Here is an 18,430-nt window from a genome sequence, read left to right on the forward strand (position 1 = left end):
TTATTGTTCAAAATAGTGATGCTGAAGAAATTCACGGATGTGCTGTAAGCCGGTGCGCGGAGCCTGTTGGTTATTTTTCACGCTTTCCAGCGTCTGGCTGAAAGTCTGGCGAAAAATCTGATGGGCAAAAAGCTGTCGCAGCGCTTCCTCTTCGGCCTGCTTCTGAAGCCATTTCATCGTTTGTTGCTGGCGCAACTGCGCCAGTCCCCCGCTTTGCGCCATGACCTCGCTAAAGCGGACAATGCACTGCCAGACATCCTCAATCCCACGCTTTTCCCGTGCGCTGCATGTCAGCACCTGCGGCGACCACTGCGGATACTTATGTCGCACCATCGAAAGCGCGCTCTCGTACACCTGGCGCGCGGCCGCAACCGCCAGGCGGTTGTCGCCATCGTCCTTGTTGATAACGATGACGTCGGCCATCTCCATGATGCCTTTTTTAATCCCCTGCAAATCATCACCGCCGCCGCCGATTTGCAGCGAGACAAAGCAGTCCACCAGGCCAGAGACTTCCGTTTCCGACTGACCAACACCCACGGTTTCAACGATCACCACGTCATAATTCGCCGCCTCGCATAACAGGATCAATTCAGCGGCACGCTGACTGGCTCCCCCGGCATAACCACCGGAGGGCACAGGACGAATAAATGCCGCCTCCGCACGCGCCAGCGATGTCATTCGTGTCTTGTCGCCAAGCAAACTGCCGCCGCTCAGCGGGCTACTGGGATCAACAGCAATCACGGCGACCCGCTTACCGAGCCGGATGAGCAGCATGCCGAAGGTATCCAGAAAAGTGCTTTTCCCGGCGCCAGGCGTACCGGTAAGGCCAATGCGTAGCGCCCTGCCGGTTAGCGGCATAATGATATCCAGCAACTGACGACTAAGGCGTTGATATTGCGGAAGCTGGTTTTCCACCAGCGTCATCGCCTGAGCGAGCGCGACACGATCGCCGGCACACAACCGATGAATCGTCGCTTCCAGCGTTTTTTCGTTAATCATGCTGGCGGCTAATCCGTGTTAATACGTCGCGCACGCTTCCCAGCATCGGGGTGCCGGGGCCGTAAATAGCCGCCACGCCTTGTTCATGCAGAAAGGCATAATCCTGCGGCGGAATGACACCGCCCGCGACAACGCAGATATCCTCTCGCCCGTACTCTTTCAGCCCGGCAATCAACTCCGGAATCAGTGTCTTATGTCCGGCTGCCAGTGACGACGCGCCAACGACATGCACATCGTTTTCTACCGCCAGGCGGGCTATCTCCTGCGGTGTTGAGAACATCGGGCTGAGATCGACATCGAAACCGACATCGGAGTAGGCGCTGGCAATGACCTTCGCGCCGCGGTCGTGACCATCCTGCCCCATTTTGGCAATCAAAATGCGCGGACGGCGGCCGTGAGTAGTGAGAAATTGCCGGGTCTGCTCAACAATGGCGTCGAATTCCGCTGCGGCATCCTTGCTTTGTTGATAGCTGCGGGTGATGACACCAGTGACACACTGGCTGGGAACCAGATAGCGATCAAATGCGGCTTCCAGCGCATCGGAAATCTCCCCGAGCGTGGCGCGCAGCCGCGCCGCATGAACGGCGGCCGCCAGCAGATTTTCATTATGCTGTGCCGCATGGGTGAGCGCCGCCAGCGCATCGTGAACTGCCGCCGCATCACGCGTGCTGCGGATCTGCTCCAGCGCGGCGATTTGCTCATTGCGCACCTTCACATTGTCGATCTCCAGCACCGGCGTAATGGCCTCTTGCTCCAGCTTGTATTTGTTTACGCCGACGATCACGCGTTTACCCTGATCGATCTCTGACTGCGCCTGCGCGGAAGCTTCTTCAATCATGCGTTTCGGCAGCCCAACTTCGATGGCTTTCGCCATGCCGCCCACTTCATCGATTTGCCGGATAATCTCCCGTGCCTCTTTGATGATCTGAGCGGTAAGCGACTCGACGTAATAAGAGCCGCCGAGCGGATCGACCGTGCGGCAGATTTCCGCCTCTTCCTGCAAAATAATCTGGGTGTTACGCGCAATACGCGCCGAAAAATCTGTCGGTAGCCCAAGCGCTTCGTCAAACGCGTTGGTATGCAAAGACTGCGTGCCGCCGAGCGTGGCGGCGAGCGCTTCAATCGTGGTGCGAACAATATTGTTATAAGGATCCTGTTCCGTCAGACTCCAGCCGGATGTCTGACAGTGGGTGCGCAGCGCCAGCGACTTCGGATTCGTGGCGCCAAACTGACTGACGGCCTCGCTCCACAAATAACGGGCGGCACGCAGCATGGCGACGTTCATAAACAGATCCATGCCGATGCCAAAGAAAAAAGAGAGGCGCGGCGCGAAGTCATCAATTTTCAGCCCGGCGGAAATTGCGGCTTTAATATATTCAATGCCATCTGCAAGGGTGAACGCCACCTGCTGAACGCAATTTGCGCCCGCTTCGCCCATATGATAGCCACTGATACTGATGGTATTAAACTGCGGCATATTTGCCGAACACCAGGCAATAATATCGGCGATAATTCGCATTGACGGTTTCGGTGGATAAATATACGTATTCCGGCACAGATACTCTTTTAGAATATCATTCTGGATGGTGCCAGTTAATTTCTCCGGCGAGACGCCCTGCTCTTCAGCGGCAACAATATAAAAGGCCATAATCGGCAATACCGCGCCATTCATGGTCATGGAAACCGACATGGTATCCAGCGGAATATTATCGAAAAGGATTTTCATATCCTCAACGGTATCAATGGCGACACCCGCCTTACCCACATCGCCCACCACGCGCGGATTATCCGAATCGTAGCCCCGGTGCGTCGCCAAATCAAAGGCCACCGACAACCCCTTTTGCCCGGCGGCAAGATTACGGCGATAAAAGGCGTTCGATTCTCTTGCCGTTGAAAAACCAGCATACTGGCGAATCGTCCAGGGCTGAGCTGTATACATGGTAGCGCGCGGCCCGCGCGTAAAAGGTGGAAGCCCTGGCAGTGACCGGACAATATCCAGTTCGTCGAGATCCTCACGGGTATATAAAGGTTTAATGGCGATACCCTCAGGCGTCGGTTTTACCAGCGAATCAATCGTCTTTCCTTTCCGACTAAGCTCTTTATTCGCTATTTTTTGCCATTCCAGTTTATTTGACATAGACCACTCCATAATTCGAGGTCAATAAATTAACTGGTGAAAATAATAATTTTCGTCATTGTGGTTGTCGCCAGCAAAAAAGGACCTGCGGAAGTTCATTTTTTGCCGCAGGTCCTGATTAATTGATGAGATAAATATTTAGAGGGAACTTTGCTTTATTTACTGCGCCAGAGACCTGGTGCGCCTAAAAACCACAATACAATTAAGCTCTTTCTTATCCCCTGCCGCCAGTTTGCTCTCATTCCCGGGCAAATGGTCTTCACAAAAGCAGCAGGTGAAAGAGGTAAAATAAATGCACGATATATTTTCTTCTCTCCCCTACAGCCATTCAGAGACACGCCGATAACTAAATATCGGTTAAGGACGCCATCGCCCCTGGTCTCAGGTGCGTCCTTTTCTGCCGCCACACCTGCCTGGACAAAGATTCAGCAGTTACTTTTCATTTTGGATGAATAGCATATGCATAAACCTGTCTTTCGTAAGAAGCCATTATTGCTCGCGATGGCGGCTGCCTGGGTGTCATTCACCCCTGTAACTCAGGCATCAATTGGTACTGAGATTTCCACAACAGAAGGTCAAAGTTCTTTTATCGGTTCATTTGATTCAGTGACGATCACCTCTACCGGAAGTGTCGTCAGCCCCACGGGTAACGCGCTCTCATTCCAGTCTGTTGATATGGGTACCTTTACCAACAACGGCACGATCATGAGTTCCGGCAGTAACTACAACGATTCCGGTATGTATATCGATGATAGTTCGTCTGTAGATCTGTTCTCCAACAACAGTTATCTCGCCGGTAATTCAGGCACTATTGGCGCTTACGGGCTGTATAACCGGGGAACCATCGGCACGCTGGAAAACAGTGTGAATGGCACGATTACGAGTAACGTCGCGCTGAATAACTTCGGAACAATTACCTCGCTGATCAACCAGGGGACGATTCAGGGCCCTAACAGCGGTGTGATTAGCTGGGGCACCATCACCGATTTCACTAACAACGGCCTGATTGATGGCGCCTACGCGGTGCAGAACGCCGGTACGATGACCAACGGGATCACCAACAATGGTACGCTGCGCGGTATCGATGCTGCTATTTACAATATCGGCGCGCTATCGGTCATTAATAACAACGGCACGCTGGCTGGCAACATCTGGAACAACACGTCAAACCCGTTAACCATTAATGGCGGCAGCAGCTACGACAGCCTGCTGACCGGCTATAACAGCGGTGGCAGGGTCTACAGTTCCGGAGCCGATCTGCACTTTGGCACCGGCAAGCTCACCGTGGATGATGATTTCCAGATGGGCACGCACAGCGTTATCAACGACGGTGCCTCTTTATTACTTAACCGTACGGTGACAATTAACGGTAATTACCTCCAGCAGGAGCAAGGCGAGCTGGCTATCGGCGTCGCCGATGGCGCGGTTGCCAACGGTAATACGCAGGACAGCGGTTATGGCCGCCTGGTAGTGACCGGCGATGCGATTTTTGCCGCGCATTCCAGCGTTTCGCTGCTAACGACAGGCCAGAGCTACGGTTTTGCTAACGGCCAGCGTTTCCTGGTGGTGCAGGCCTCCGGTTCGGGAACGCAGTACAATGAGAACGCGCTGGCCTACCATGTCGCGGGTTACAACGGTACGGTGACCGGTAAAGCGGTAACGATTGATGGCACTAACAGTCTCGTGGTTTATCTCGACGGTCAGGATCCGGTAACCCCGACGGAACCAACGACACCGACGACACCAACAACGCCAACAGAACCGACGACGCCAACCACACCGACGACACCAACAACGCCAGTGGTTACCCCGAACACAGGTTTTGCCACGACACCAAATGCTATCTCCTCTTTGCGCGGGCTGGGTAACTACAGCGGTTTCTCTGAAGGCCTGCTCAATCTCTATAACGCCTCTATGGCGATCGGCAGCCGCGAAGAAGCCAACCGGGCCGGTGAGCAACTGTCGCCGGTACAGAACAGCGCCGCGAGCAGCACCGCAGCCGCAGCCTCTTCCGGCGCGCTGGCCGTGGTGAACAACCATATGAACAGCACGCGTCTCGCCCGTAACGGTTCACAAAGCGGTATTGCCACCGGTGATGATGCGCTGGATTGGGCCGTCTGGGGCCAGCCGTTCTACGGTAGTGCTCGCCAGGGCATGATTGATAACGTCAGCGGTTACACCGCGCATTACGGCGGTGTGGTGCTTGGAGCGGATCGTCAGATCGCTGACGACTGGCGTGTGGGCGGCGCATTCAGCTATGCGCACTCTTCCGTCAATGGCCGCGACAACCTGACGGGTAGCCATACGGATGTTGATGCCTGGAGTGGCATTGCCTACGCAAGCTGGAGCGGCAACCCGCTGTACGTCAACCTGACCGCCAGTGTCAGCACGCAGAGATATGACAGCCAGCGCCGCATCGGTTTCGACGGCTTTGCCGGCCAGGCGGATGGCAGTTTCAATGGGCAGCAAGTGATGACTAAAGCAGAAGTCGGCTACCCGATCTTCTTCGCCCAGGGAACCACGCTGACCCCGCTCGCTGCCGTCAGTTACAGCTACCTGCACCAGGATGACTATAAAGAGCACAGCGATCAGGGTGCCGCGCTGAAAGTTGATTCCAGCCATACGCAGTCGGTGCGCAGCTCGCTGGGCGCAAAACTGGAGCATAGCTGGAGCACAGGAATCGGCGATGTGGTGCCATTCGTGCAGGCGATGTGGACGCACGAATATGACCGCAGCCGCACAGCGACCAGCGCCAGCTACGTCGCCGATGCGCTGGGCGAAACGCGTTTCACCAGCTTCGGCGCCACGCCGGTGTCCGATACCGCGGATATCGGTGCCGGTGTGGCGCTGGTACAGAATGACGACCTGAGCCTCAGCGCGCGTTATGACCTTTCTACTGCGCCGCACTTCGACGCCCAGACAGTCAGCCTGCGTCTGCGTAAATCGTTCTGATGTGATGTAAACCTGGTGGGAGGGCAATAGCCTCCCACCGCAAAAGGCCTGCCGGGGAACGGCATGACACGCAATAAAGCCCTCCCCGCCAGGTCTCTTTTTTCTGTCATCCAGCTTGCAAACAAACGCAAAAAATACCCATCAGGGGGTATTTACACTATCCTTCATAAGAAAATACTTATTACTAATAAACAACATATTGATTCTGCATGCGATAAATTCACCACCGGCAAAGCAGGAATATAAAATATATTTAAAACCAACGTTTCATATTATTGGTTACTGCTACTCAAAAAACATTAACCTATAGAAAAAAAACACTGTTTTTATGATACCCAGGCTAATAATTTAAGGAAAAATTAATATTCCCGCGTTCGCAAAAATTAAAAGAAGAATGAAGTTTGATAACTATCACAAAAAAGTATCAACGGTGCTATTTGCATTAAATAAAACGTATCTCAGGCCGTTAATGTAAAAAGACCCGGCGTATTTTATTCATCACAAGAAAAGGGTGAAGCATGCATGTTCTCGATGATAAAAACCTGCCTTCGCTGGCTGGTAATACGCATGGAATACTCAAGCAGACAGCGACATTGATGCTGGCGCTGATGACATTTATCTTTTTTACCATCCTCTTCACCCTCATCCAGACAAAAAGCGATCTTCAGCAAACTGAACAACGGCAAAAAATGCACTTGCTGACTAAAGCGCTTGAAAACAGACAGGAAAACTTACGATTACACCTTGCTGATTACGCCAACTGGGATGACGCTTTTCAAAATCTGACAAGCACCGTAAATGTGCACTGGGAATGGGACAGACAGAACCTGGGAAAATCGCTTTTTAATAAGTTTCAGTATGAAGGCGTTTTTGTCCTCTCACCGGATGGCATAACCCGCTATAGCGTGCTGGATGGGCAGCCCGGGCAGGTTTCCTTTGAAACATGGTTAGGCGTCAATCTGACCGACTCGTTAATAACAACATTAGCCAACAACCAAGGAATAGCGTTCTCCCGGCTGATCACTATCCATGACCAACCCACGCTCGTCGCCGCATCATGGATCACGTCGGATGATTATGCGGCTGCCGGGATAAATCCTTCAGAGCATGCGGTAATGATCTTTGTCGATAAGCTTACGCCACAAAAGTTTCAGCAACTTGGTGACGAATACGAAATCAAGGGGTTACATACTTTGCCGCCTGAAGTGGCATCAATGCGCAAAGATACGATGTTTCTCACCGCCGGAAACGATCGCATTTATGTCGAATGGCAGAGCAAAAACCCCGTCGAAACACTGTTAAGCAAAGTGTTGCCTTTACTGGTGCTATTGATGGTGGTTTCCGTGCTGTTGGCCATTAGTTTAATGCGTAAAGCGTTAACAAAAGCGCGCATGAATGATGAAAAAACCTTTCTGCTGGAACAAAGTCGCGCAGCGTTATCCGCCAGCGAACAGCGTTTCAGGGATATTGTTGAAACCACCACGGACTGGATCTGGGAAGCCAATGAAAACTTTAATCTTACCTGGATTTCTGCCCGCTTTCCGGTGATCACAGGCCATCGCATCGATGAGTGGCTGGGACGCAGCTTTACCGATTTTTTAGTCGACAGCCAGCAAACAATCAGCAACTGGTTAACGCTGCCGCATCCGGGCGATTATTTAACGTTGTCGCACTGCTGCTATGTTTCCGCGCTCGGCAGCCAGCGCTACTGCAATATCACGTTAAAAAGAATTACCCTGCCGGATGGCGCGATCGGTTTTCGTGGTACGGCTTCGGACGTGACGCTGGAGGTGGAGTCCAGTGAGCGTATTCGCTTCCTCTCCCACCACGATGAGTTAACGGGCCTGCCGAATCGCGCCATGATGCAAGAGTTCCTCGACGGGAAACTGCACTCGCGCGGCGAAGCAAATAGCACGCTGGTGATGCTCAGCCTCGATCTGACCGATTTTAAACTGGTCAATGATATCTACGGGCATGACGCTGGCGATAAGGTGCTGGGCGAGGTGGCGCAGAGATTGCGCAACTGTTTACGCGCAACCGATCTGGTCGCACGCCAGGGCGGTGATGAATTTATTATTATCGCTCCTGCGATTCATAAAAAAGAGGATATCCGTACGCTCTGCCAGCTTATTATTGCTGTCATCAACAAGCCGTTTATCGTGTCCGGCAATGAAGTCTCTCTCGGCGTCAATATCGGCGCGGCGCAATCACCACAAGATGCTCTGACGGCCAGCGATTTATTACGCTACTCAGATATTGCTCTGTATGAAGCCAGAAATCTCGGCAATAACAGTTTTGTTTTATATCAGGCTGACATGGCGAAACAGATCGTCCAACGACGCGAACTGGAAAATGAATTACGGGAAGCGATTAAGGAAAATCAATTATTTCTCGTATATCAGCCTCGCTTCGACATCCGTGCAGGCTGCATTAACTCTGTCGAAGCGCTGGTGCGTTGGCTACACCCGCGTCACGGGTTACTGATGCCGGATCAGTTTATTCCCCTGGCCGAGGAGTCAGGAATTATTACCGACCTGACGGATTGGGTGCTGGTCAATGCCTGTCAGGACATCGGCAGAGAATTTAACCATATTTCTGTATCGGTCAATATTTCCCCGATGGAATTCAAAGCCAGCGATGTTATCGCACGCATTAAAAACGTACTGGCGACAACTCATTTTCCGGCGGCACGCCTTGAACTGGAAGTCACTGAAAACGTGACATTATGTAGCCCAGAAAACGCACAGATCGTCATGCAGGAATTAAAAACCTTAGGTATCCGACTGCTGATTGATGATTTCGGTACCGGTTATGCCTCGCTTTATTACCTGCACAGTTTTCCTTTTCATGGCATTAAAATCGACAAGTCATTTATCTTCGCGATGAACGATTCGGAATCAGCAAAGAGTATTGTGGAAAAGGTCATTGGACTTGGCAAGGATTATAACCTTGAGGTAACCGCTGAAGGTGTTGAAACACAAGAGCAATTGCAGCAATTAATAAAATACAAATGTGACATTGCACAAGGATATTACATAGGCCGTCCAGTCTCATTAGAGGCAGTCAAGGATAACCTGCACATTATTGAATGTAATATCGAAGCGAGGTGTGATGCAGCCCTATAACAACCAACAATAATTGCAGTTTGAGAAGTGAACTCTTTTTCTTGCGGCGCGCAGCGGCGCCGTAAAAAAGCTTACCCAATACGTAGTGGGGAAATACGATGAAAATACTTCGCGATATAACAATCAGAAAAATGGTTTTACTCATCCTGGTGCTGTTCAGTTGCATCTGGGGCATCGCCACGGCAATGACCTTATTTAACTTCGCCACCATCGAAAATTTATTAACGCAGAACACCGCGCAAAAAAACGCCTACTCTTATCTGGTTAAAGGCAATGATCAATATTTCCGTACCGTAACACGCATGCTGCGCGCCATGGATTATCGCCTGACCGGTGATGATGCCAATGCAGATAAGACGTTGATTTCCGCGGGCAAAGCGCTGGAGATCAGCCAGGATATGCTGGCGAAGTTCCGCCAGAGCGGCCATCCTGGCGTCAGCGATGAGGTTGTTCAGAGCATGGCTCAGGACTGGGAAAGACTGCTGAACAACGGCATTATTCCTATGTATAAAGCCGCACAGGATAAGCAGGCCGACCAGTTCCGCGAACTGTTTCGCAAAACCTATCCGCCGCTGAGTGTGCAATTTGGCGTGACCGCCGAAAAATATACACAAGCGATTCAAAAAGATGACTTCTTAAACCAGACCACGGCGAAAGTCAGTTTTAACAAACTGGTGCTAATCAGTGCGTTAGTCGCCGGTGTTGTGACGCTGTTCTTAACCGATCGTTATCTGGTCAATTATCTGGTTAAACCACTTGATACCATTGCGCGGCACCTTGAAACCATTGCCAGCGGCAAGCTGCACACCAGGCTTGAAGAGTTTGGGCGTAACTGCGCCGGTCGTTTGATCCCCTTTATTCAGGGGATGCAGGAAAATCTTTCCAGAACGGTGCAGGCGATTCAGGGTAGCTCAACCACCATCTTTACCAGCACCAACCAAATACGCACCGGGAACGAAGAGCTTTCCGGTCGCACGGATCAACAGGCCGCAGCGCTTCAGCAAACCGCCGCCAGTATGGAAGAGCTGACCTCGACCGTCAGAAACAACGCGCATAACGTACGCGAAGCACAAAAACTGGCCGGAAACGCCCGGCAGGTGGCGGAACAAGGCGGAGATATTACATCGACGGTTGTCGCCACGATGCACGGTATTTCGGAAAGCTCGCAGAAGATTGCAGATATCACCAGCGTCATAAACAGCATCTCTTTCCAGACCAACCTGCTGGCACTGAATGCGGCAGTGGAAGCGGCGCGCGCCGGTGAACAGGGGCGTGGCTTTGCCGTCGTCGCCAGCGAAGTGCGCTTACTTGCGCAGCGTAGCGCCCAGGCCGCTAAAGAGATCGAAGCGCTGATCAGTGAATCCGTTAAGAGAGTGCAAACGGGCGCAGAGCAGGTACAAGAGGCCGGCGAGGCAATGTCGACCATTATCAGTACCGTGGGTCAGGTCAATGCCTTGATGGGTGAAATCACCATTGCTTCCGACGAGCAGAGCAAAGGCATCGATCAGATTGGCCAGGCGATGACAGAAATGGATCGGGTGACGCAGCAGAACGCGGTGCTGGTTCAGGAGGCTAAAGCGAATGCCATCGCACTTGAAGAAGAAGCCGGGCGATTAAACGACGCCATCGCGCTCTTTGATTTAGGAGGCAACCCCGTGACTGCCCTTCCCGGACAGGCAGCCAAAACCGCCACGAAGGCAAATCCTCCTTCGCGCAAAACAACCCGTAACGCGACTGCCAACGAAAACTGGCAATCCTTTTAAACCTGACGCGCTGCGGCGTTGATTACCCGACGCCGCCAGCGACGCTGACGCTTTAGCATGGGAGAAACAACGTGAATTTCCAGATCCGATATGCAAGCAGCGAACTAACTGACCCCGTGCTGGCGGTTGCGGAATTTGCCCGGCAGATGCTTCCCGCTGAACCAGAAACGATCCTTTTCTTCTGTTCCCCGGACTATGACCTGAATATTCTGGGCCGAGAGATGCAAAAAACCTTTCACTGCCCTTGTATTGGATGTACCTCCTCCGGGCAGATCGGCACCGAAGGTTTTCAGCACTCCGGGATATTAGGGCTGGGTCTGAGCGCCGCTTTTCGCACCCGCCATTTTGTGATTCACCCCCTGAATGATTACTCCGCGACCATCGCAGAGATTGCCGAGGAGATCCATCGCGACAGCGCGGCCAGACCCACTTTGCAACGCTTTGGTTTGTTACTGGTTGATGGCTTGTCGATGGCTGAGGAACGCCTTATCGCTAATCTTTATCAGCAGACAGGAAATATTCCGGTTATCGGCGGTTCTGCGGGTGACGATCTGCGTTTCGAAAAGAGCTACGTCTATAACGGTAAAGGTGAGTTTATCTCCGATGCCGCGGTGTTCGCGGTCATCGAAACCTCCTCGCCGGTGGCGATTTTTAAAGTTCAGCACTTCGAACCCAGTAAGGTGGAATTAATCATTACCGAGGCCGATCCTGAAAAACGGCTGATCCGGGAAATTAACGGCGAACCTGCCGCGCAGGTGTATGCCGAATCGCTGGGCATCACCGTTGCAGAATTAACGCCCACCGTTTTTTCCCGCAATCCGCTGGTGCTCTCTTTTGGCGACGAACCTTATGTCCGTTCGATCCAGAAAATGAACGACGATCTCTCGCTGACCTGCTACTGCGCAATTGAAGAAGGGTTGATCGTCTCGATTGGCATTGCGGAAGATCCGCTCGAAACCTTTAGCAAGGCGCTGGAAAAAGTTCATGAAACCATACCGGAACCGGCGGTGATTATTGGCTGCGACTGTATCCTGCGGCGTTTGCAGTTTGAGCAGGAGGAGCTTGACCTGCAGATCGGCAATTTTATGGTGCAAAACCGGATCGTGGGTTTCTCAACCTATGGCGAGCAGTACAACGGACTGCACGTCAACCAGACATTCACGGGCGTGGCAATAGGAGGTAAATGATGTCTCCATCTGAAGCAGTTGTTGCAACACTCTCCCTAACCGATTATCAGCGCAAACTTGTCGCGCGGGATAAAACCATCGAGGTATTAAAGCGACGCATCGCGCAGGAAAGTCGGCACAACCAGATGACCCCGTTCGCTATTCTTGAGCAGAATGTGGGCCTGGAGAAAGTGGTCGCACGTAAAACCATCGAACTGGAAAACGAGCGCCATGAGTTAAAGAAAGCGCTTGCTGAGCTGCGCCTCACGCAGGCACAGCTTCTACAGGCGCAAAAGATGGAGTCCATCGGCCAGCTCGCCGCCGGGATCGCCCACGAAATTAACACGCCCACGCAGTATGTTTCTGACAACGTCGGGTTCGTGAAGACCGCCAACCGTTCGCTGCTCAACCTGCTGGATGCGGCGATCGCCATGGCTGCCGTGATGCGGGAAAAAATGGCCGATGAGCCAACGCTTACCGCCTTCGATACCCTCCTTAAGAGCAGCAAAATTGAGTTTCTGCGCCATCAGATCCCCCAGTCTTTAGATGAATCACTCGACGGGCTTGGCCATATCTCCCGGATTGTCGCCGCCATGAAAGAGTTCTCTCATCCCTCGCAAAATAAAAAGGAGTACGTGGATATACGCGACATCATCAATACCACTGTGACCGTCGCCCGCAACGAGTGGAAATACGTGGCGGAACTGGAAACCCGCTTTGCCGATGATTTGCCGCTCCTGCCCTGTCTGCGCGACATGGTTGGCCAGGCGATGCTTAACCTTATCGTCAATGCGGCGCACGCCATTGCGGACAGCCTCCAGACCCGCGAGCAGGAAAAAGGGCATATCGTTGTCTCTGCGGAGCAGGTCGGCGATATGATGGAGATCCGCGTCGCCGACGATGGCACCGGCATCCCTGAGGCAATACGCGAACGCATTTTCGATCCCTTCTTCACCACCAAAGCGGTCGGCAAAGGCACCGGCCAGGGGCTGGCCATTGCCTATTCGACCGTGGTGGACAAGCATAATGGGCAGATTCGCTGCGAATCGAAACCCGGTTCGGGCGCCACATTCATCATGCGTTTTCCCCTCGTCGTGCAGCAGGAGGCATAAGTATGCAGGTGATGTTCGTGGATGACGAAGCTCGCATCCTCTCGGGTATTGAGCGCGCCTTAATGATGCAGGACAGCGAGTGGCAATGCCGCTTCGCTACCAGCGGTCATGAAGCGTTGAGCCTGCTGGAAGAAACCCCTGCCGATGTTGTGGTGTCGGATATGCGTATGCCGCTGATGGATGGCGCGGAGTTCCTGTCGCAGGTTCGTGACCGCTGGCCCGGCACGATCCGGATCATTTTGTCCGGTTACTCCGAACCCGAGGCCACGGTTCGTATGCTCGGCGTTGCGCACCGTTTCGTCTCCAAACCCTGCGACAGCACGCAATTACTGGCGATGGTGGCAAACGCGCTGGCGTTGCGCACGCTTTTCAAGGATCCCACCGTCGTCATGCTGGTCGGGAAAATTAACCAGCTTCCGCCCGCCCCGAAAGTATTTACGGAAATTAACCGACTCCTTGCCAACCAGGGGACGAATACTCGGGAAATTGCCGAACTGCTGGCGAGCGATCCGGCGCTAAGCGCCCGGATTATGCAACTGGCAAATTCCGCCTGGTTCAGCCGGGGAGCACATATTCATGACATTGGTAATGCGATCGTTCACCTGGGGCTGGAACAAGTGAAGTTGCTGGTACTCGCGTCCCAGGTTTATGCCGATGCCGCTACCGATCCCTATGTGGATAAGTTACAGCAGACCGCCCTTCGCGCCTCAATGCTGGCGGCGCGTATCTCCAGGCATCAGGAACGGGAAGCCACTGCGGCGCTGCTGGCCAATATTGCGCTACTCATTCCAGAATTAAGAACCACCAGCGACGAGGCGACGACTGAGCAGGGTGATATCCCGCTGCGCGCCGCCATCGGTGCCTATTTACTGGCGCTATGGGGGCTGCCGATGGACATTGTTGAAGCCGTCGCAGGCCATGTACAACCTTCACGCTCAGCAGAAAAAACCTTTGGCATGATCGGTGTCGTCCATGTTGCGGTCACCCTTGCCAATCATGGCGTTCCCGATAAACGTTATCTCGAACAAACCGGCATGCTGGACCAACTGCCCGCATGGCAGGAGATGCTCAATGACTGATACTTCCTTACCCCGTGTGTTATGCGTCGACGATGAACCCAATGTGCTCGCGGCCATCACGCGAAATCTGTTTGATGTGTTTGATGTGGTGACCGCGCACAGTGGTGAAGCCGGTCTGGATGCGATTCGCAGCGGAGAACCTTTTGCGGTGATCCTCTCCGACATGCGCATGCCGGGAATGGATGGCGCGACTTTTTTGTCCAGAGCGCGGGAAGTCTCGCCGGACAGCGTGCGGATTCTCCTTACCGGGCAGGCCGATGTGGAATCCTCTATCGCGGCAATTAATAAAGGCGCTATTTTCCGCTATCTCTGTAAACCGTGCCCAAAAGAGGATCTGATAGCGACGTTGAATGACGCAGTTCGTCAGTACCGGCTCGTGTGCGCAGAAAAAGAGCTCCTGGCGACCACGCTTTCTGCTTCGGTAAAAACGCTCACAGAAATACTGGCGATGGTTGCCCCCTGGGCTTTTCAGCGCGCAGCTTTTGCGCAGTCCTGCGTCCGCCACGCATTGCCGAAACTGGGGTGGCACGATGAGTGGCTTTACACTCTCGCCGCGTCGTTAAGTCAGATCGGCTGCGTTGGCATTCCTGCCGACATCGTCCAGGCTGATGCCGCACAGCGTAAATTGACGCCGGAGGAGGAAAAACTGCTGCATGAACATCCGGACGTTGCGGGCCGACTGGTGGAACAAATCCCGCGTCTTGAACTGGTTGCGGCAATTATTCGTCACCAGGCGAAAGAAGCGCCCGCCAATGCACCGTTAGAAGTGGTACGCGGCGCTCAGCTACTGCGCGCCGCACTGGAGCTGGAACGGCACGCCGCGCGCGGCTGGAGCCTGGAGCGTCCGTGGGAAATCCTGCGTGCGGCGCGTCCGGCGCTGCCTGAATATCTCATCAAAGCGCTGTCAGATTTTCGCTCGAATGTGGAGGGGGTTCGCTCCGCGCGTATCCGTGAATTGATGCCGGGCTGGGTTGTCGATGAAGATATTCGCACCACAAATGGATTAATGGTACTGACCAAAGGTCATGAACTGACCGATACCGCGATCTCCGCTCTTCAGCGCCTGCTCGCCGCGAACGCCGTCGAAGAGCCCATCCGGGTGCGCGGCCTGCCGGGTAAAAACGCGTCCTGAAGATGTGCCCCGCCGGGAGAGCGCTTTCTGCCCGGCGCTAATCTGCCCAAATCCCCTTGTTCAACGGCTGTCAGACGTGATTCTGACGGCCTGATTGCCGTCGCATTGCTGGCGGCATCATACAAATTCCGCGCAGGACGATAAGCGGGCTTGAAGTCGCGGCAAGCATTAGTACCAGGATCATTAAATTTCTGAATCAGGATACAGAAATTTGCGATTAGTGAATTGTATGAAGGTAAGTTATAACATGCATAAGGGATATGACTTCTGACAAGCACTAACTTCTTTCACTGGCAGAAACGATGTCGCGTCTGCCAGTTTTTATTTTCCACTTCGTTTGTGACAGCCAAATGAAACGGAAAATAAAAAAGGCCCGCCTGAGCGGGCCCTGAAAAATGATACATAACGTCAATTATTAAGCCTGATGTTCAATGGCTTTCTGTGTATTCTCAATTGCAATTTTGCGTGGTTTTTCGCTTTCCGGGATTTCCTGGTAAATGGAAACCTGCAAGATCCCGCTTTCCAGTTTTGCATTACTGACTTTGGTATGCTCCGGCAAAGTGAAACTCAAACGAAAATCAGAACGGCGGATGCCTTTATAGATCCAGCCCTGCTCATCCTGCGATTCATTTTCAGCGCGTTTACCAGAAACATTCAGCGTTCCGCCGACCGTCTCGATTTCGAGTTCGTCTTCCTTCCAGCCAGGTACGCTTACATTTAACAGATAATTGCTTGCATCGATTTTTTTCAGGTCATAAGCGGGTAGTGAAGTGACCGGAGAGTCGCCCGTTAACTGACTGAACAGCCTGTCGATACGATTAAAACGGTCAGCAAAAACAGAATCGGAAAAGCCCGGAAGTGCTGACAAGGTTCTGAGTGCCATAATTAACCTCCTGAATAATCAATTCAAAAGTTCAACGTAAAGGCAAGCGTTGCTTGTCCGATCCAATAGATAATTCCTCCCGCCCGTTTTTCAAGACCACAAAATAAAAATTTTTTGCGTATGCGTTCCGGGCAACCGCACTGGCAGTGACAAACCTGCAGGGATGGAAAGTGGGTGAAAATAGTGGCCTGCATAAACAACTGACCAGACCAACAGGAAGAGATTAAGTGCCCTGCTCCATCTGAGCGAACAACGTATTGCCGATCGGTTATGCGTCATCCACTCGCGTAACATTTACCTGCAGAGTGCTTGTCTGTTGACCATTACCCGAGATCGTCACTATTTTGCTGACCAGGTGCGCTACCCATCCGAACTTTTTGGCTCACCTCCTGATTTCCCTTCAATTTCTGTGATCTCCCGGTCCAGTTTGGCCATGGCTTGTTCTGGTTTTATTTGCCTAACTGAACGATATTTAATATTCACATAGCACAGGTACTCGCGACAGAGCATTTCTTGTTTGCCGGTGAGCGCCAGAGTATTTCGTAAGGAGAGATTATGAAGCCAGTAGAAGAAGCGATTGATGATCTGCAATCCCGTGTTTTAGCGTATGAAATAATTTTTCAGTCCATTTGCTCAGAACTGCCGCAATTGTTCATCGATAAAGCCAAAGAGAACATTCAGCTTAACTTCAAAGCATTTGAATCTGGCACACATTCTGAAGCCGGGAAAGCAAAGCTTGAAGCGGCGAAAGCAGTCGCATCCAGAATTATAGGCTCGAAGCTTTAACTCTCCTCCCACGCAGATCCTGAGGTGGAGAGGAATCAACAGTAATTTCTTCTCCGCTTTGTTTCTTCGCCGCCGCGAAGTGGAACTATTCCGCGCACTCAGGGCGTAAGTAACGCCATTCGCCTGTTTCGGTCTCAACGCACGTAGCCGTTAACGGTTTATTGATGATCCCATCAGGAAGGAATTTTGCTTCTGAATGGCGCAGGATTTGGGGCCAGGGTCAGTACCACCCCGTCATCTGAACCGGGGCGGATCGAAGGCATATTTATGAGTGAGCAAAGCGCTGCCGGGAAGCCCAGGTCGCACAACGTTCAGAAGCTATATGTCACCTTCAGGCTGCCAGTGGGCGAGGCTTTTCGTTGCACTATTGGGCTGTTGCGTGCATCACCAGCCAACTGCGTAAAGCCTGCGGCAGCAACCACGCTCCAGTCCTGGTTGAGCTTGTGCGTCCAGTCAACATTCATTGACCAGGCATAAATGCCCGATCCGGCATCATATCGGCTAAACCCCGATGCGGCCGACTGCGATGCACTGACCCCGTAGTAAGTCTGCATATACTTGCTGGTTCCCCAACTGCCGGTCAGCGCCAGCGTCACGGAATTTTTCGATGACTTATAGAACGGGCTGATAATACTGAAATGCAGGGCCTCACCGTTGCTTCGCTGAGAAATCGGCACCTCAGCCTGCAATTGCACATTAAGCCAGTCGGTCACCTCGTACCCCAGGCCAGGCACACCGAGAGCCGAGCCTTTGATGTCACCCATACCTCGCAAGTCGTCGCTGCCGTCGCTGATCGCGTCGCTGTCCACGTTACGATCCTTACGGCCAGGGCGATAGCTCAGCGCAGTGCTGTAATTCCACTTGCCGATGTTGTTGCCGTAACCGATACCACGCGTGGTGCTGACGAAGAAACCATTTGCCATAGCGTAATCAAGCACCAGGGCAGTCGTGACGCGGCTTTCATCCGAACCAGAATAGCGTGGCGCAACATCCACGCCGCCTCCCAGAGTCAACTCGTTGCCCTGTTTCTGTTCTGCCGCCAGTATCGGGGTCGCCAGTAAGGCCAGGACAGCTCCCGGCAACATTTTTTTCAGCATGCGCCCCGAGAGTAAATGGGGGAACTTATGACGCGGTTCGATGTTTCTCATGAAAGAAGTCCTTGTGGATTCAAATGATTACGATACAAGCGGTTTTAAACGCCAGAACGCTCAGTTTGAATGCTCACCCTAAAGTTCTCATGAGCCCAAAATGAAGAAAGACTGAAGCAAGTACAGGGGCTGCAAACCTGATAGATTT

The 18,430-nt window shown here is 52.6% G+C and carries 13 protein-coding genes; 9 read left to right on the plus strand and 4 right to left on the minus strand.

All coding sequences use genetic code 11. The annotated features are described in order from the left end of the window. Window positions 1-999 carry a methylmalonyl Co-A mutase-associated GTPase MeaB gene (meaB, locus tag CWM66_RS06335; protein ID WP_007373666.1) on the minus strand — a complete coding sequence of 333 codons (999 nt, stop codon included), beginning with the start codon at window positions 997-999 and terminating at the stop codon, window positions 1-3. Further along, entirely contained in the window at window positions 992-3,136 is a 2,145-nt protein-coding gene (scpA, locus tag CWM66_RS06340) for a methylmalonyl-CoA mutase (RefSeq protein ID WP_107146368.1), read from the minus strand. Before scpA ends, meaB begins: the two co-directional genes overlap by 8 nt. Window positions 3,137-3,595: 459 nt before the next feature. Here scpA and CWM66_RS06345 point away from each other — a divergent pair, with 459 nt between their 5' ends. The 8 genes from CWM66_RS06345 (at window position 3,596) to CWM66_RS06375 (ending at window position 15,465) form a co-directional block, all read left to right on the plus strand. After that, a complete protein-coding gene (locus CWM66_RS06345) occupies window positions 3,596-6,088 on the plus strand; it encodes an autotransporter outer membrane beta-barrel domain-containing protein (protein ID WP_007373663.1) in 2,493 nt (830 codons plus the stop codon). 63 nt (window positions 6,089-6,151) lie between these two features. Then, window positions 6,152-6,334, plus strand: coding sequence for a hypothetical protein (locus CWM66_RS28725; protein WP_146159922.1), 183 nt, complete (start codon window positions 6,152-6,154; stop codon window positions 6,332-6,334). A 350-nt stretch (window positions 6,335-6,684) separates the two neighbouring features. Further along, complete coding sequence (locus CWM66_RS06350) at window positions 6,685-9,213, plus strand: EAL domain-containing protein (RefSeq protein ID WP_233218364.1); 2,529 nt, start codon at window positions 6,685-6,687, stop codon at window positions 9,211-9,213. A gap of 98 nt (window positions 9,214-9,311) precedes the next feature. Beyond that, a complete protein-coding gene (locus tag CWM66_RS06355; RefSeq protein WP_035889746.1) occupies window positions 9,312-10,976 on the plus strand; it encodes a methyl-accepting chemotaxis protein in 1,665 nt (554 codons plus the stop codon). Between the two features lie 71 nt (window positions 10,977-11,047). Continuing rightward, complete coding sequence (locus CWM66_RS06360; protein WP_107146370.1) at window positions 11,048-12,163, plus strand: FIST N-terminal domain-containing protein; 1,116 nt, start codon at window positions 11,048-11,050, stop codon at window positions 12,161-12,163. Next, window positions 12,160-13,254 (plus strand): sensor histidine kinase, encoded by a 1,095-nt coding sequence (locus tag CWM66_RS06365; RefSeq protein WP_035889752.1) that lies wholly within the window; start codon window positions 12,160-12,162, stop codon window positions 13,252-13,254. Before CWM66_RS06360 ends, CWM66_RS06365 begins: the two co-directional genes overlap by 4 nt. A gap of 2 nt (window positions 13,255-13,256) precedes the next feature. Then, window positions 13,257-14,333, plus strand: coding sequence for an HDOD domain-containing protein (locus CWM66_RS06370; RefSeq protein WP_035889755.1), 1,077 nt, complete (start codon window positions 13,257-13,259; stop codon window positions 14,331-14,333). After that, window positions 14,326-15,465 carry an HD domain-containing phosphohydrolase gene (locus tag CWM66_RS06375; RefSeq protein WP_007373656.1) on the plus strand — a complete coding sequence of 380 codons (1,140 nt, stop codon included), beginning with the start codon at window positions 14,326-14,328 and terminating at the stop codon, window positions 15,463-15,465. The genes CWM66_RS06370 and CWM66_RS06375 overlap by 8 nt, the downstream gene beginning before the upstream one ends. A 415-nt stretch (window positions 15,466-15,880) precedes the next feature. On the opposite strand, the gene CWM66_RS06380 is transcribed toward CWM66_RS06375, so the two are convergent. Continuing rightward, window positions 15,881-16,348: an Hsp20 family protein gene (locus tag CWM66_RS06380; RefSeq protein ID WP_007373654.1), complete on the minus strand. Its 468-nt coding sequence runs from the start codon at window positions 16,346-16,348 to the stop codon at window positions 15,881-15,883. Between the two features lie 555 nt (window positions 16,349-16,903). Here CWM66_RS06380 and CWM66_RS06385 point away from each other — a divergent pair. Further along, on the plus strand, window positions 16,904-17,134 hold the full coding sequence (locus CWM66_RS06385; RefSeq protein ID WP_007373652.1) for a hypothetical protein: 231 nt from the start codon (window positions 16,904-16,906) through the stop codon (window positions 17,132-17,134). Window positions 17,135-17,445: 311 nt separating this feature from the next. Here CWM66_RS06385 and CWM66_RS06390 read toward each other — a convergent pair whose 3' ends face one another. Next, window positions 17,446-18,282: a MipA/OmpV family protein gene (locus CWM66_RS06390; protein WP_107146371.1), complete on the minus strand. Its 837-nt coding sequence runs from the start codon at window positions 18,280-18,282 to the stop codon at window positions 17,446-17,448. Window positions 18,283-18,430 lie beyond the last annotated feature (148 nt).

This window comes from Kosakonia sp. H7A, assembly GCF_003028445.1.
Taxonomy (GTDB): domain Bacteria; phylum Pseudomonadota; class Gammaproteobacteria; order Enterobacterales; family Enterobacteriaceae; genus Kosakonia; species Kosakonia radicincitans.